This is a genomic window from Trichococcus paludicola (genome assembly GCF_003052295.1).
Classification (GTDB): domain Bacteria; phylum Bacillota; class Bacilli; order Lactobacillales; family Aerococcaceae; genus Trichococcus; species Trichococcus paludicola.
Genome location: NZ_QBLC01000001.1, coordinates 148486 through 161862 on the forward strand (window position 1 = coordinate 148486; position 13377 = coordinate 161862).

The window sequence follows — 13377 nt, forward strand, 5'->3', positions numbered from 1 at the left end:
AAATATGCAAAATACATTTGATCAAATCGACGAGCTGGCGGTAAATACCGTCCGCACATTAAGCATTGAGGCTGTACAGAAAGCCAATTCAGGGCACCCCGGGTTACCGATGGGAGCGGCGCCAATGGCTTATGCTTTATGGACAAAGCATCTGAAAGTCAACCCTAAGAACAGTTTGTGGGCAGACCGTGATCGTTTCGTATTATCGGCTGGACACGGGTCCTCATTGTTGTACAGCTTGTTGCATTTATCCGGCTTCAATGTAAGTCTGGACGACGTGAAAAACTTCCGTCAATTCGGCAGCAAAACACCTGGACACCCGGAAGTGCATGATACGGACGGCGTGGAAGCGACAACCGGTCCTTTGGGACAAGGGATTGCGAATGCGGTCGGTTTCGCGATGGCGGAAGCGCATTTAGCTGCTACCTACAACAAAGAAAACTTCCCGGTTGTGGATCACTATACCTACTTCCTGAATGGCGACGGCGATTTGATGGAAGGTATCTCCCATGAAGCAGCCAGCTTGGCAGGGCACCTGAAATTGGGCAAACTGATTGGTTTGTATGACTCCAACGACATTTCCCTTGACGGCCCGACATCCAAATCCTTTACGGAAGATGTAGCTGCCCGTTTCGAAGCGTACGGCTGGCAACATATCTTGGTGAAGGATGGCAATGATCTGGAAGCCATCTCGAAAGCCATTGAAGAAGCGAAAGCAGAAACTGAAAAACCGACTTTGATCGAAATCAAAACCATCATCGGCTTTGGTGCTCCTGACGCTGGAACGCACAAAGTGCATGGCGCTCCATTAGGAGCGGAAGGCGTTGCTTTTGCTAAAGCGGCATACGGATGTGTGGATGAAGCTTTCTGCGTACCGGCTGAAGTCACAGCGCGATTCAATGAAAAAATGGTTACTGAAGGCCAACAGTCTGAAGCAGCATGGACAGCCATGTTCAACGACTACAAAGCGGCTTATCCGGAATTGGCGCAACAATTTGAAGCTGCCATCGCCGGTAAATTGCCTGAAGGCTGGCAAGACAAGTTACCTACTTATGAAGTGGGCAGCGCAGCCAAAGCAAGCCGTGTGACCAGCGCAGAATCCATCCAAGCATTGGGTGAAGCTGTACCATACTTCTGGGGCGGTTCTGCGGACCTATCGTCATCAAACAACACAATGATCAAAGCAGCATCCGACTTTGAGCCGGGCAACTATGCCGGCCGCAATATCTGGTACGGCGTGCGCGAATTCGCGATGGCCGCTATCATGAACGGCATCGTATTGCATGGCGGAACCAGAACGTATGTAGGGACATTCTTCGTCTTCACAGATTATCTGCGTCCAGCGATGCGTTTGGCTGCCATTTCGCACTTGCCTGGCACTTACGTGATGACGCATGACTCGATCGCAGTCGGCGAAGACGGCCCGACACACGAGCCGGTTGAACACTTGTCCAGCTACCGCGGAATGCCAAACTTGACGGTTCTGCGTCCGGCTGACGGCAACGAAGTCAGCGCAGCATGGGAAATCGCCGTGTCTTCAACAGACAAACCAACGATGTTGGTGCTGACGCGCCAAAACTTGCCTGTCCTTGAAGGAACGCCAACGTTGGCACGCGAAGGCGTGAAGAAAGGTGCTTACGTACTTTCTCCACAACAAGGCGAAACGCCTGCCGGCATCCTGATTGCAACCGGTTCGGAAGTGAGCCTGGCTATGGAAGCGCAGCAACAATTGCGTGAAGCCGGAGTGGACGTCTCTGTCGTCTCCATGCCGAGTTTCGATCTGTTCGAAGCGCAGGATGCAGCCTACAAAGAAACAGTCTTGCCTGGCGCAGTCCGCAACCGCATGTCCATCGAAATGGGCGCGACCTTCGGTTGGGAACGTTATGTCGGCCTGGATGGCCTAGCTTACGGCATCGATACTTACGGCGCAAGCGGTAACGGCCACGTGGTGATGGATGAGTTCGGCTTTACGACCGAAAAAGTGGTTGCGGCCTATCAAGCGAAGTTCGGAAAGTAAGCCGAGTAAAGCGATACGTATGCGAGGCTAATGATGAAGGGAGCACATTAATGATGAAAATAACCAAGAAGAAATTGGATGATATGTACCGAAGCTATTGCGCCAGCTACATCACGATCGGTGGCGAAACGTGCGCGCTAATCGCTAGCGAAGAGGAAGGCTACCCTTGCTATATGTATTCGGGCAAGAACTTCGAAAAAAAAGAAACCGTTTGGGAAAAGGGTGGTGGCTGCATGTCCATCATCCCTATTCCGAATAAAAGCAATGAATTTCTGGCCATCGTCGATTTTTATCTGAAGGTCAGCCCAAGCAAATCGAAAGTTGTCTGGGGCAAGTATGATGCCGAGACCGGCTGGGAAATCAAGGATGTGCTTTACCTGCCTTATCTGCACCGTTTCGACATCTATGATGTGGATGGCGTGAATTACTTTGTCGGCGCCACGATAGCGGATGACAAAAATTTCAAGGATGATTGGTCGAGATCAGGCAGCATCTATTATGGTGAACTGCCGGAGGACCCTACCGAAGGCGTCGAGCTTAAGGTTTTAGGGAATGGCTATTTCCGCAACCACGGTTACTACAAGGATTATGAAGGCGACAAACCGGTCGGCTATTTCACCAGCGACCAAGGCATCATAAAAGTGACGCCTTTTGCTGATAAAGCATGGGAAATCGAGCAGATTTTAGACACCCCAATAGGCGAAGTTGCTCTTTTCGACATCGACTCGGATGGCACGAAAGAAATGATCACAATCGAACCTTTCCATGGCGACAGCATCAAAATCTACAAAAAGACGGCATCCGGATACGAAGCGGTCTATGAATATCCGCATAAAATCGATTTCGCCCATACATTGGTGGGCACCACGCTCAGGGGTGTACCGAGCTTTGTCGGCGGCATCCGCCGCGAAAACTGCGACCTGTTCTACATTCAATATGTGGACGGCGAATTCAAGACGGAAATCGTCGACAAAGGCTGCGGCCCATCCAATATCATGGTTGTGAACGAGGCGGATCGGGACATCATCGTAGCCGCCAACCATACAGGCAACGAAGCGGCTATCTACATAGTGGAAGATTGATGCGACGAAAAATTTCCGTTTGGAGGGCGACTGACTGTGGTGTTCTCCTCCGGTGAACGGAGGCTTCGCCGAAGTTCGGCACATTCTTGGTTGTGATCTCCGGCGAGTTCGGCTTCGCAGGAGGTGCGGTCGGTTCCGAACAGTGTCCTCCGTCCGGCAGCCACCTCGCCGGAGCTGAGGACCAGTAACCAGTATTTCCCCCGACTAACGGACACCGCAAATCTCTTTCACTAATAAAATACAATCACAAAAAGAATGTCCGGCCCCTTTTTCAAGGCCGGACATTCTTTTTTGTGCACTTATTGATGAAGCGCCTCATAAAACTCATCGGAAACAGCTTCCAGCCATTCCGGCTTTCCTGCAGTGATGGCGATGTGCTCGAACCAGCTGTCCTTGGCGGCACCGTGCCAATGTTTCACGCCGTCATGCGTAACGATGACATCCCCAGGCTTCAATGATTGGGCGGGTTTTCCGTCTTCCTGATACCAACCCTCTCCGCCGGTGACCAACAGGATTTGGTAGCCGTCGTGATGGATATGCCAGTTGTTGCGGCAACCCGGTTCAAAGGTCACATTGCCGACGCCGACAGCCACTTCGGGATCGGCAACCAGTGCATTAAAATAGCTTTGACCGACAAAGTACTGCGCGTAAGCTGTGTTTTCATCCCCGATCGGGAAAATGACGCCTTTTTTTACTTCTTCGTTTTTTGACATAAATTATTCCTCCTCTAAATCAGTCTTTGTATATTTCTTTTGAGATATTGAATGCGGACCATGCTTTTGGCCAGCCGACATAGAAGGCGAGCTGGGTGATGATTTCTACTATCTCCTCTTTTGTAATGCCGTTGTCCTTCGCTTTGTTCAAGTGGAACGGAAGCTGCTCGAAGTTTCCGCCCGTGATCAATGCGGTGACGGTGACGATGGAACGATCTCGCGGCGCGAATTCCTTTTCCCGCGACCAGACTTGCCCGAACAGGACATCGTCATTCAATTCAGCAAATTTCGGTGCAAAATCGCCTAATAAATCTCTTCCTGCTGTAACTTTTGCCATAAAATCATCTCCTTAGGAATGTTAGACTCAGCATACTACCTAGAGTGCACTTTAAGTCAAGGGCGAGTCCAACATTTTTGGTCCGTTCTCAAAATAGCGTGCTATAGTAACTGTTGAAAATGGAGGTGGACGTGCGGCCTATTTAATTGGAGAGGTCTCAGAAATGGTAGGCATCTCTACGTCTGCGCTTCATTACTAGGAGAATCACCTAAAAGGGGAAAAATAAGCCTTTATCCTCAAATCGAATCAACACCATTTGACAGGAAGCCGAGTTGCTCATTAGTTATCTAAAATTAGGATATAATGTATTTATTGAGGAGGGGATATATGTTTACATTGGGAAGAAAGATGGATTTTAGTTATAAAACAAATCAGATGATAGTGCTATCGTCAGTATTAGCTGCTGCTACAGGCTGGATGTTAACCAGCAATGTTTTATCGGGGGTTTATATAGGCTTTGGCGTTTTTTTAACGTGGGCACTCGTCAGAGAACTGGATCCAAACCATGAGTATTCAGCATTTCTAGCTGCTGCCTTTTCACTTTTAAATTTACTTTATTATGAAAGTGTCCATCTATTAGTGGTTGTTTGGATACTTTTACTTATGAGGATCGTAAATGGAATTACAGGAAAAGAGCTGACTACGTTTGATATATTTTCAGTGCTAGGACTTACTATCTACCTATCATTCAATAACGGAAACAGTATCTATTTAATGATAGTTGTTTTAGCTATGGTCTTTAGCATAAAAACGGGAGAAAAAACGAGAGAAGCATGGGTAGCTATTGCAATCAGTATAGGAATTGTTGCAGTAGATCGGGTGTTTACAAACTATTTATCATTCAACAGTATAGATTATTCAAATGCTATAACCCTATTTGTAAATGCTGTATTAGGTTTATCGCTTATATTATTTTGGTTTTTACCAAAAGATGAAACCAAAGATGATAGAGGGAATAGCGTGAACAGATTTAAACGAGTAGCAAGTCAAATTTTGTATAGTGCAACGGTTTTTTTGCTGTTTGTCTTTGGGGGTGTAAGTCTAAATAATTTAGTTATCTACTTGTCAGCTGTATTAGGTGCAACCATTTACTTTATTGGAGGTAAGATCCTAACGAGAACGCGTTCCAATTAAAAGGATAAAAAATTCGGGCTGCATTTTAAAGCTTTGATTCGATTGCTTATTATATATTAGTGTATAATGAGAGTAGCACATTTTATTGATAGAACTAGCTAAATTTTTTTGCTTTTTTGGGGTAGGGTACGATGTATAAAAATTTGAAAGAGGTGGAATATGGATAAGAAAAGGATTGTAATTTATACGCTATTATTTATAGCAACGTTAGCAATAGCGACGCAAGGATTCACGAATATAGGTTTAGATGGACTACTTGTCCCATTAATTTTTACCTTTGTTTATTTTACGATAATCTTTATTATCGCAACAGTAATTAAAAACAATTCAATTGTCGATATTGGTTGGGGGATGGGGTTTGTTGTGGGGAGCTGGCTTACACTGCTTGTGACTGAAAATCCCACAGTTTTATCGTATGCTATTGTTGGATTTATTAGTGTGTGGGGCCTTAGGTTATCACTCCGTTTATTAAAAAGAAATTATGGGAAACCCGAAGATTTCAGATACGCACAGTGGCGTAAAGAATGGGGTGATAAAGTAGTCGTCACCGCCTTTTTTAGAGTGTTTGTGGTTCAAGGTATCATTAACTTTATCGTTGGATCTGCGAGCTATGTGGTAATCAAATACAACGAATTTAGTTTTGATTCAGCTCACCGCTATTTTGTTTATGCTGCATTATTCATTGCGCTGGTAGGACTGTTCTTTGAAGTGGTGGGTGATGAACAACTAAGACAACACATCAATAAAAAAACACATTCACTTCTGCAATCAGGATTATGGTCCGTCACACGTCATCCAAACTATTTTGGTGAAATCTTAATTTGGATTGGATTATATGCTAGTGGCATTACGTTGTTCTTTACTGATTCCATCAACCCTTATTATTATTTATTATTAGTGATCTCACCTATTTTGATGAGTACCGTATTAATCAAAGTATCAACTCCATTACTGGAGAAAAATATGGAGAAATACGATGGATGGGAAGAGTACACCAAAAGAGTTCCAATGCTTTTTCCTTTCACTAAAAAATAGTGCTATAGTATGCGTAATAAATGGAGGTGGGATTGCATGTCCTATTCAATCGGAGAATTTTCGAAAATGATCGGTTTGCCTGTGTCGACGCTGCGCTATTATGAAAATGAAGGTCTGCTGAAACCGGATCGCGATGAGAATAACCTGCGTGTCTACACCGATCAGGACTTGAAATGGGTAACTTTTCTCCTGCATCTCAAAGGCACCGGCATGTCGATGGCGGAACTGAAGCAATACACCATTTGGCGTGCTGAAGGGGATGCGACGATGCTGGAACGGATGCAACTCTTGGAGAAGCGGCGAGGTTTGTTGGAAAAAGATATCCAAGTATTGATGCACAATCTTGAAGTGATCGAAAACAAAATCGATTTCTATGAAGAGCGCCTTGAAGGGGAAACCGTTAACTTCAGCCCCCAACCGGAAGCCGAGAAGGAAAAAAGCACCAAATAAGCATGAAATAAGCCCGCCGCTTGGTGGGCTTATTTTTTTCCGCTTGACTTAACGTCAAGGTTAAGGTGTACGCTCTTGTTGTATAAGAGAGGGGTCAAGAAATATGGAACATCTAAATCAACAGCTATTCGCCGGGGAGCGGGCCCTGTTCAAAGCAGCAGACCTGCAGATCAGCCATTCAGTTTTTGCGGACGGGGAGTCCCCTTTGAAGGAAAGCAGCAACATCGTACTCGACAACACGATTTTCCGCTGGAAATATCCATTGTGGTATGCGCGGAATATCCAGGCAAATGACATCACTTTAGTGGAAACTGCGCGTTCCGGCATTTGGTATACCAATGGCATCATCATCACCGACAGCATGATCCAAGCGCCCAAGACATTCAGAAGAGCAACAGATATTACACTGGAACGTGTGGAACTGCCAAATGCCCAAGAGACGTTGTGGAACTGCAACGATATCACGCTGAAACACGTAAACGCAGCAGGCGACTATTTTGCGATGAACAGCGAAAACATCCAGATCGAGCACTTTACGTTGTCAGGCAACTACGCCTTTGACGGTGCCAAGAATATCGAGATTTCACATGCCAAATTGCTTTCAAAAGATGCTTTCTGGAACTGCGAGAATGTGGTCGTAAGGGATTCGACGATCATCGGTGAATATCTGGGCTGGAATTCGAAAAACATCACCTTCATCGACTGCATCATCGAGAGCAACCAAGGCATGTGCTACATGAAAAACGTGAAGATGGAGAATTGCACGCTCATCAACACCGATCTGGCGTTCGAATATTCGACGGTCGACATTCAAGCGAACAGCCGTATCGACAGCATCAAAAATCCGATCAGCGGTACGATAACCGCTACTGGAATCGGGGAGCTGATCGTTGACGATACGGAAATCGCCGCCGAGAATACCAAATACCAGCTTGCGGAGGACCGGGAATATGCCATTCGATTTTGATCAGGTCATCGATAGACGGAATACCAACTCATACAAGTGGGAAGTCAAAGCGGGTGAATTGCCGATGTGGGTGGCGGACATGGACTTCGGGACGGCGCCGGCTGTTGTCGACGCCATCGAAAAACGCCTGAAGCAAGGCGCTTTCGGCTATAACACCGTCCCGGACAGTTTCCGGGAAAGCATCATCAGGTGGTGGCAGAGGCGGCATCAGTTCACCATGGAAAAAGAATGGATCCTCTATTGCACAGGCGTCGTCCCGGCCATCTCTTCGCTTGTTAGGAAAATGACGGAAATAGGCGATGACATCGTTGTGCTTTCGCCGGTCTACAACATTTTCTACAATTCCATCCTGAACAATGGGAGGAAAGTCTTGGCAAGCGAACTGCACTATGGAGATGGAAGCTATGCCATCGATTTCGCGGATCTTGAAGAAAAACTATCCCGCAGTACGACTGCGCTGTTCATTTTCTGCAATCCGCACAATCCGATCGGCAAAGTCTGGGACCGGCCGACGCTGGAACGGATCGCCGAACTGTGCATCAAGCATGATGTGCTGGTTGTGAGCGACGAAATCCATTGCGATCTGACGCATATCGACCATGCGTACATCCCTTTCGCCTCCGTTTCCGAGGAAATTGCTGATCGGACAATCACCTGCGTTGCTCCGACGAAAGCGTTCAATCTTGCCGGGCTGCAGACAGCGGCGATCGTCATCCCGAATCCTGAAATCCGAAAACTGGTGGACAGAGGGATCAACACGGATGAAGTGGCGGAGCCCAATACATTCGCGATCCAAGCGGCTGAAGCGGCTTTCGACGAAGGGGAAGAATGGCTGGAGGAATTGCAGGACTATCTGGAAGAGAACCGAATATTTCTGATCAGTTCATTGAAACAACTTGTGCCCGAAGTATATGTGGTCGAGGCTGAGGCAACTTATCTGGCTTGGATCGATTGCGCAACGATAACGGAGGACACGAAGAAACTTTGCGCATTCATCCGGGAGAAAACCGGATTGTACCTTTCCGAAGGGGATATCTTTGGCGGGAATGGCTCGCGTTTTGTCCGCTGGAATTATGCCTGCCCGAAGGCGCTTCTGGAGGATGGGATTCAGCGCTTCGTCGAAGGCGTGGAATTGTACAAAAAAGAATATTCAGGGTAATGGGAAACGCTGCAGAGTCGCGCTATGGATGCGATTCTGCAGCTTTTTTCTGACAGATGTTCCCGCTTGTCGGATTGGGGTACTTGTGTCATCATGGAAGTGTGAACGCCTTCACTGGCGAAATAATCAGTAAATGGAGCACGGTAATTATGGAATTAAGGGTCATGCATTATTTTTTGACGGTTGTTTATGAGGAGAACATCACCAGCGCTGCCGAGAAACTGCACATCACGCAGCCGACGTTGTCCCGGCAGATGATGCAACTGGAGGAGGAATTGGGCGTCCAGTTATTCCGACGCGGAAAAAGGAAAATCGCTTTGACGAGCGAGGGCCTGCTCCTGAAGCGCAGGGCGGAAGAAATCCTGGATTTGACGAATCGGACCGAGAAAGAACTGAAGCAGCAGAAGCCGCTCATGAACGGTGAAATTGCGATTGGTGGTGGCGAAACGCAATTCATGCGGCTGCTAGCCGAGCATATCAAGCGATTCAGTCTGGATTATCCGCAGGTCACCTACAAGTTTTATAGTGCGGATGCCGACGAAATCAAGGACCGTGCCAATAAAGGACTGCTGGACATCTGTCTGTTGACGGAACCGGTGGACGTCGAAAAGTTCGACTTCCTTAGGATTCCGCAAAAAGAAAAATGGGGCGTTCTCATGAGAAAAGACAGTCCGCTGGCGCAAAACGCGGAAATCAATCCGGATGATCTTTTGCCTTATCCGATTTTGGTCGCGGGCAGATCGATTGTCCGCAATGAATTGGTGAACTGGTTCGGGGACGTATTCGATCGAATGAACATCATCGGCAGCTATAATCTGATCTATAACGCAGCCCTCATGGTGGAGGCGGACCTGGGATATGCGCTTTGTCTGGAAAAGCTTATTCCGGACAGCGAGGACGGTCCGCTTTGCTTCAGATTGTTGGATCCCGTATTGGAAACGGGTGTCGTGATCGTTTGGAAAAAATACCAGACTTTCCCGCCGGTCGTTGCGAAGTTCATCGAGGAGTTAAAGAATGCCTTCAAGGCATGATTAAGGATACGAAACAACTATTGGCATTGGCGCTCAAACAGGGTTAAGATAACACTATAAGATAGTCTGCAGCGGTTCGGATTGACCGGGCCAGAAGGAGGAAAAGCAAATGGCAACACCCAAACAAGCCGTTCCACCACCTACCGTGTTTTTTGGAGAAGAAGCTTTTCAACCGATCGACCACACGGAAGTCCGCTGGCTGGGCAGCGGCGGGATGTTCGTGAACACCCGCGGCACTTGCATCATGATGGATCCGATGCTGAAGGACTTCGATATGCCGCTTTTGATCGACATGCCGATTGCGCCTGAAAAGGTTCCGCATCTGGATGCGGTCTTGATCACGCATTGCGACAATGACCATTACAGCGTGCCGTCGCTGCACGCGATGGAGCATGTTTCCAAGGCATTCCACGGACCGCATTATGTGGCTGAATTGATGCAAGCGGAAGGTTTTCCGGCAGAAGGGCATGATATCGGGGACACGTTCGAAATCGGTCCGGCCAAAATAATGCTGACGCCGGCGGACCATGCCTGGCAGAATGAAAAAGCGAAATACAACTACCGGGTATTCCGGTTGGAGGATTACTGCGGCTTTTGGATTGAAACGCCTGATGGCATCATCTGGGCACCGGGCGATTCCCGCCTGATGAAGGAGCACCTGGAGATGCCGCAGCCGGATGCGATCCTCTTCGATTTTTCCGACAACGAATGGCATATCGGCTTGGAAGGGGCCATCCAAATGGCGAACACCTACCCTGATGCGCATCTGATCCTTTGCCATTGGGGCACGGTGGATGCGCCGGAAATGAACGTATTCAACGCCGATCCGCAATCTTTGTACCGCAGTGTAGTGAACCCGGAACGGATCCACGCCAACGCACCGGGACAGCCATTCACTTTGAGAAAAGGGTAAGCAAAGGAGGAACTTAGTTATGGAGTATGTGAAATTCGGCAACACAGGGATGGACGTATCCAGGATCTGCTTGGGCTGCATGAGCTTCGGGGATCCGGATACGTGGCTGCATAAATGGGCGCTAAAGGAAGAGGAAAGCAGACCGATTATCAAGCGCGCTTTGGAGTTGGGTATCAATTTCTTTGATACCGCCAATGTCTATTCCTTGGGAAGAAGCGAAGAAATTCTTGGACGCGCCATCAAGGACTTTGCGAAGCGTGACGAGGTGGTCATCGCGACGAAGGTCCACGGCAAGATGCACGAGGGCCCGAACGGTTCTGGGCTGTCCCGCAAGTCCATCCTTAGCGAAATCGACAATAGTCTGAAACGCTTGGATATGGATTATGTGGACCTCTACATCATCCACCGTTGGGACTACAATACACCGATCGAGGAAACGATGGAAGCCCTGCACGATGTTGTCAAATCCGGTAAGGCCCGATACATCGGAGCTTCCGCAATGTATGCGTGGCAGTTCCAAAAAGCCCTGCATGTAGCGGAAAAGAACTGCTGGACGCGCTTCGTGTCGATGCAGGACCATCTGAACCTGCTTTACCGCGAAGAGGAACGGGAAATGCTGCCGCTTTGCCGGGAAGAAAAAATTGCCATCACCCCGTACAGCCCGATGGCATCCGGCCGCCTGACGCGCGACTGGTCGGAGACGTCCAAACGGATGGAGACGGACAATGTAGCGCGTTCGAAGTACGATGCCACTGCCGATAAGGACAGGATCATCGTCGAACGGTTGGCTCAGATAGCCGCCGACAGAGGTGTTTCCCGCGTCGAAATCGCCTTGGCTTGGCTCCTGCAGAAGGAACCGGTCGTAGCGCCCATCATCGGAGCCACCAAACTGGAGCATTTGGATAAACCGATGGAAGCCGTATCGCTCAAGCTGACCGATGATGAAGTCGCTTTTTTGGAAGAACCGTATGTCCCGCATTTGATTGTCGGGCATAATTGATGCATTTTGGCAGGCGGAAAAATCATCCTTGAGACTGATTCATATACTTTAAATAAGCAGTATACTTTGTTCACGATAACCAGACGAGGCATAGCGTTATGTGTGTCTTAGGAAAGGTTGTCCAAATCAATCAGCAAAGGAAAATGCATAATGAAAGTAAAAAAGAAAATCAGTCTGACACCTTTTAGCAAAGTTAAGTCACTTATCCTTTCCCTGTTCGATTCCAAAGTCGACGGCAAGAAAAAATGGCTGGTGTTGGGGATCATTCTTTACATCATCAGTCCGATCGACCTCATCCCGGATTTTATCCCGATGGCCGGTTATGCGGATGACGTGCTCTTGCCGATCCTGTTTTTGGTCGCTGAAAAATTATTGAGCGACGGAGCGATTGAAGGAAATGAACGCCCAATCAAAGAAGCCAAAAAAATATAATCTCCAGCAAAACCATTCAGCCAATTGGATTTCAACTTCAATGCTTTGAACGATACAGTCCCAATCTTAGCTTTTGCGGCTAAAGACTGGGACTTTTTTCTTGCTCAGAATGCTGTGCCTTGATCCGTTTGGATGGACGTGGATTTTGGATTCCTTTAGAATGAGCATATGGATTCAATATAAGCTATCTTGAAGGTGAGGAAAATAAATGAATGAAACAATCGAGCGCATCCTAGCGCATCGCACGGTAAGGGATTTTGAAGACAGGGCTTTGAGCCCGGAACAGATAGAAACGATCGTCCGTAGCGCCCAAGCGGCTTCCACCTCGAGTTTTGTGCAGGCCTATTCCATCATCGGAGTCACGGATCCCGACAAAAAACGCGAATTGGCGAAAATCGCGCGCAACCAGCATTTCGTTGCCGAGAATGGCCATTTCTTTGTGTTTTGCGCGGATCTGCATCGCCACGATATGATCGGAAAGATGGAAGGGAAGGACGTTGCAGCCTCGCTCGAGAGCACCGAGAAATTCATGGTCAGCGTGGTTGATGCATCCCTGGCTGCACAGAATGCATCCCTGGCTGCTGAAGCGATGGGCCTCGGGATCTGTTATGTCGGCGGTTTGCGGAATGACCTCGAAAAAGTCAGCGAACTCCTGAAGATTCCTGCTAAAGTGCTGCCGCTCTTTGGACTGGCGGTTGGTTATCCGGTCAGCATCAACGATCAGAAGCCACGTCTGCCTTTCGAACATATTTATCATGAGAACGAGTATCAACAGAATAATGCAGTCTATGAAGAACAACTTGAACAGTACAACGAAGAGATCCAAGAGTACTATCAAGCGCGGACCGAAGGCGAACGTTGCGACACGTGGACCGGGCAGATGGCAGAGATGTTCTCCCATCCGCAACGCATGTACATGCATGACTTCGTCGAAAAGCAAGGGATGAACAAGAACTGATTCAGGAAATCTTTCCTCTTGCATCGAACGGATATTCGTGTTATAGTTACCTTTCAACGTCCAAGAACATATGCAACTGATATGTATGGAACCATGGCTTTTCTCTATTCTGCAGCGGATGCTGCAGGCAAACGGAACCAAAAATAAGC

At 47.9% G+C, this 13377-nt stretch carries 14 protein-coding genes; 12 read left to right on the top strand and 2 right to left on the bottom strand.

Features of this window, described 5'->3' with window-relative positions; genetic code table 11:
- Nucleotides 1-4 precede the first annotated feature (4 nt).
- Nucleotides 5-2017, top strand: a complete 2013-nt coding sequence (gene tkt, locus C7R56_RS00640) for a transketolase (RefSeq protein ID WP_107994712.1) — start codon at nt 5-7, stop codon at nt 2015-2017.
- Between the two features lie 50 nt (nt 2018-2067).
- Complete coding sequence (locus tag C7R56_RS00645; protein ID WP_199902951.1) at nt 2068-3099, top strand: hypothetical protein; 1032 nt, start codon at nt 2068-2070, stop codon at nt 3097-3099.
- Between the two features lie 299 nt (nt 3100-3398).
- Here the strand turns inward: C7R56_RS00645 and C7R56_RS00650 are convergent, their stop codons facing one another.
- Together C7R56_RS00650 and C7R56_RS00655 are read right to left on the bottom strand one after the other, a co-directional pair.
- On the bottom strand, nt 3399-3812 hold the full coding sequence (locus C7R56_RS00650) for a cupin domain-containing protein (RefSeq protein ID WP_107994713.1): 414 nt from the start codon (nt 3810-3812) through the stop codon (nt 3399-3401).
- A gap of 19 nt (nt 3813-3831) precedes the next feature.
- Nucleotides 3832-4149 (bottom strand): carboxymuconolactone decarboxylase family protein, encoded by a 318-nt coding sequence (locus C7R56_RS00655; protein WP_107994714.1) that lies wholly within the window; start codon nt 4147-4149, stop codon nt 3832-3834.
- A gap of 327 nt (nt 4150-4476) precedes the next feature.
- Here C7R56_RS00655 and C7R56_RS00660 point away from each other — a divergent pair, with 327 nt between their 5' ends.
- The 10 genes from C7R56_RS00660 to nfsA all read left to right on the top strand — a co-directional run bounded on the left by C7R56_RS00660 (nt 4477) and on the right by nfsA (nt 13228).
- Nucleotides 4477-5283, top strand: coding sequence for a hypothetical protein (locus C7R56_RS00660; protein ID WP_107994715.1), 807 nt, complete (start codon nt 4477-4479; stop codon nt 5281-5283).
- Between the two features lie 159 nt (nt 5284-5442).
- On the top strand, nt 5443-6318 hold the full coding sequence (locus tag C7R56_RS00665) for a DUF1295 domain-containing protein (RefSeq protein WP_107994716.1): 876 nt from the start codon (nt 5443-5445) through the stop codon (nt 6316-6318).
- 36 nt (nt 6319-6354) lie between these two features.
- On the top strand, nt 6355-6768 hold the full coding sequence (locus tag C7R56_RS00670) for a MerR family transcriptional regulator (RefSeq protein ID WP_107994717.1): 414 nt from the start codon (nt 6355-6357) through the stop codon (nt 6766-6768).
- Between the two features lie 103 nt (nt 6769-6871).
- The gene (locus C7R56_RS00675; RefSeq protein ID WP_107994718.1) at nt 6872-7735 is read left to right on the top strand and encodes a DUF3737 family protein; all 864 of its coding nucleotides are present in this window, start codon (nt 6872-6874) and stop codon (nt 7733-7735) included.
- Complete coding sequence (locus tag C7R56_RS00680; protein ID WP_107994719.1) at nt 7719-8894, top strand: MalY/PatB family protein; 1176 nt, start codon at nt 7719-7721, stop codon at nt 8892-8894. Before C7R56_RS00675 ends, C7R56_RS00680 begins: the two co-directional genes overlap by 17 nt.
- A 149-nt stretch (nt 8895-9043) precedes the next feature.
- On the top strand, nt 9044-9925 hold the full coding sequence (locus tag C7R56_RS00685) for a LysR family transcriptional regulator (protein ID WP_107994720.1): 882 nt from the start codon (nt 9044-9046) through the stop codon (nt 9923-9925).
- Nucleotides 9926-10034: 109 nt separating this feature from the next.
- Nucleotides 10035-10838, top strand: coding sequence for an MBL fold metallo-hydrolase (locus tag C7R56_RS00690; RefSeq protein WP_107994721.1), 804 nt, complete (start codon nt 10035-10037; stop codon nt 10836-10838).
- 19 nt (nt 10839-10857) lie between these two features.
- Nucleotides 10858-11838, top strand: a complete 981-nt coding sequence (locus tag C7R56_RS00695) for an aldo/keto reductase (protein WP_107994722.1) — start codon at nt 10858-10860, stop codon at nt 11836-11838.
- A gap of 150 nt (nt 11839-11988) precedes the next feature.
- Nucleotides 11989-12270, top strand: a complete 282-nt coding sequence (locus C7R56_RS00700; RefSeq protein ID WP_107994723.1) for a YkvA family protein — start codon at nt 11989-11991, stop codon at nt 12268-12270.
- A 208-nt stretch (nt 12271-12478) separates the two neighbouring features.
- Nucleotides 12479-13228, top strand: coding sequence for an oxygen-insensitive NADPH nitroreductase (nfsA, locus tag C7R56_RS00705; RefSeq protein ID WP_107994724.1), 750 nt, complete (start codon nt 12479-12481; stop codon nt 13226-13228).
- Nucleotides 13229-13377 lie beyond the last annotated feature (149 nt).

What these genes read in the sequence shown, in the direction of transcription:
- tkt (WP_107994712.1), top strand. Translation starts at nt 5, where the DNA reads ATGCAAAATACATTTGATCAAATCGACGAGCTGGCGGTAAATACCGTC.
- C7R56_RS00645 (WP_199902951.1), top strand. Translation starts at nt 2,068, where the DNA reads ATGATGAAAATAACCAAGAAGAAATTGGATGATATGTACCGAAGCTAT.
- C7R56_RS00650 (WP_107994713.1), bottom strand. Translation starts at nt 3,812, where the DNA reads ATGTCAAAAAACGAAGAAGTAAAAAAAGGCGTCATTTTCCCGATCGGG.
- C7R56_RS00655 (WP_107994714.1), bottom strand. Translation starts at nt 4,149, where the DNA reads ATGGCAAAAGTTACAGCAGGAAGAGATTTATTAGGCGATTTTGCACCG.
- C7R56_RS00660 (WP_107994715.1), top strand. Translation starts at nt 4,477, where the DNA reads ATGTTTACATTGGGAAGAAAGATGGATTTTAGTTATAAAACAAATCAG.
- C7R56_RS00665 (WP_107994716.1), top strand. Translation starts at nt 5,443, where the DNA reads ATGGATAAGAAAAGGATTGTAATTTATACGCTATTATTTATAGCAACG.
- C7R56_RS00670 (WP_107994717.1), top strand. Translation starts at nt 6,355, where the DNA reads ATGTCCTATTCAATCGGAGAATTTTCGAAAATGATCGGTTTGCCTGTG.
- C7R56_RS00675 (WP_107994718.1), top strand. Translation starts at nt 6,872, where the DNA reads ATGGAACATCTAAATCAACAGCTATTCGCCGGGGAGCGGGCCCTGTTC.
- C7R56_RS00680 (WP_107994719.1), top strand. Translation starts at nt 7,719, where the DNA reads ATGCCATTCGATTTTGATCAGGTCATCGATAGACGGAATACCAACTCA.
- C7R56_RS00685 (WP_107994720.1), top strand. Translation starts at nt 9,044, where the DNA reads ATGGAATTAAGGGTCATGCATTATTTTTTGACGGTTGTTTATGAGGAG.
- C7R56_RS00690 (WP_107994721.1), top strand. Translation starts at nt 10,035, where the DNA reads ATGGCAACACCCAAACAAGCCGTTCCACCACCTACCGTGTTTTTTGGA.
- C7R56_RS00695 (WP_107994722.1), top strand. Translation starts at nt 10,858, where the DNA reads ATGGAGTATGTGAAATTCGGCAACACAGGGATGGACGTATCCAGGATC.
- C7R56_RS00700 (WP_107994723.1), top strand. Translation starts at nt 11,989, where the DNA reads ATGAAAGTAAAAAAGAAAATCAGTCTGACACCTTTTAGCAAAGTTAAG.
- nfsA (WP_107994724.1), top strand. Translation starts at nt 12,479, where the DNA reads ATGAATGAAACAATCGAGCGCATCCTAGCGCATCGCACGGTAAGGGAT.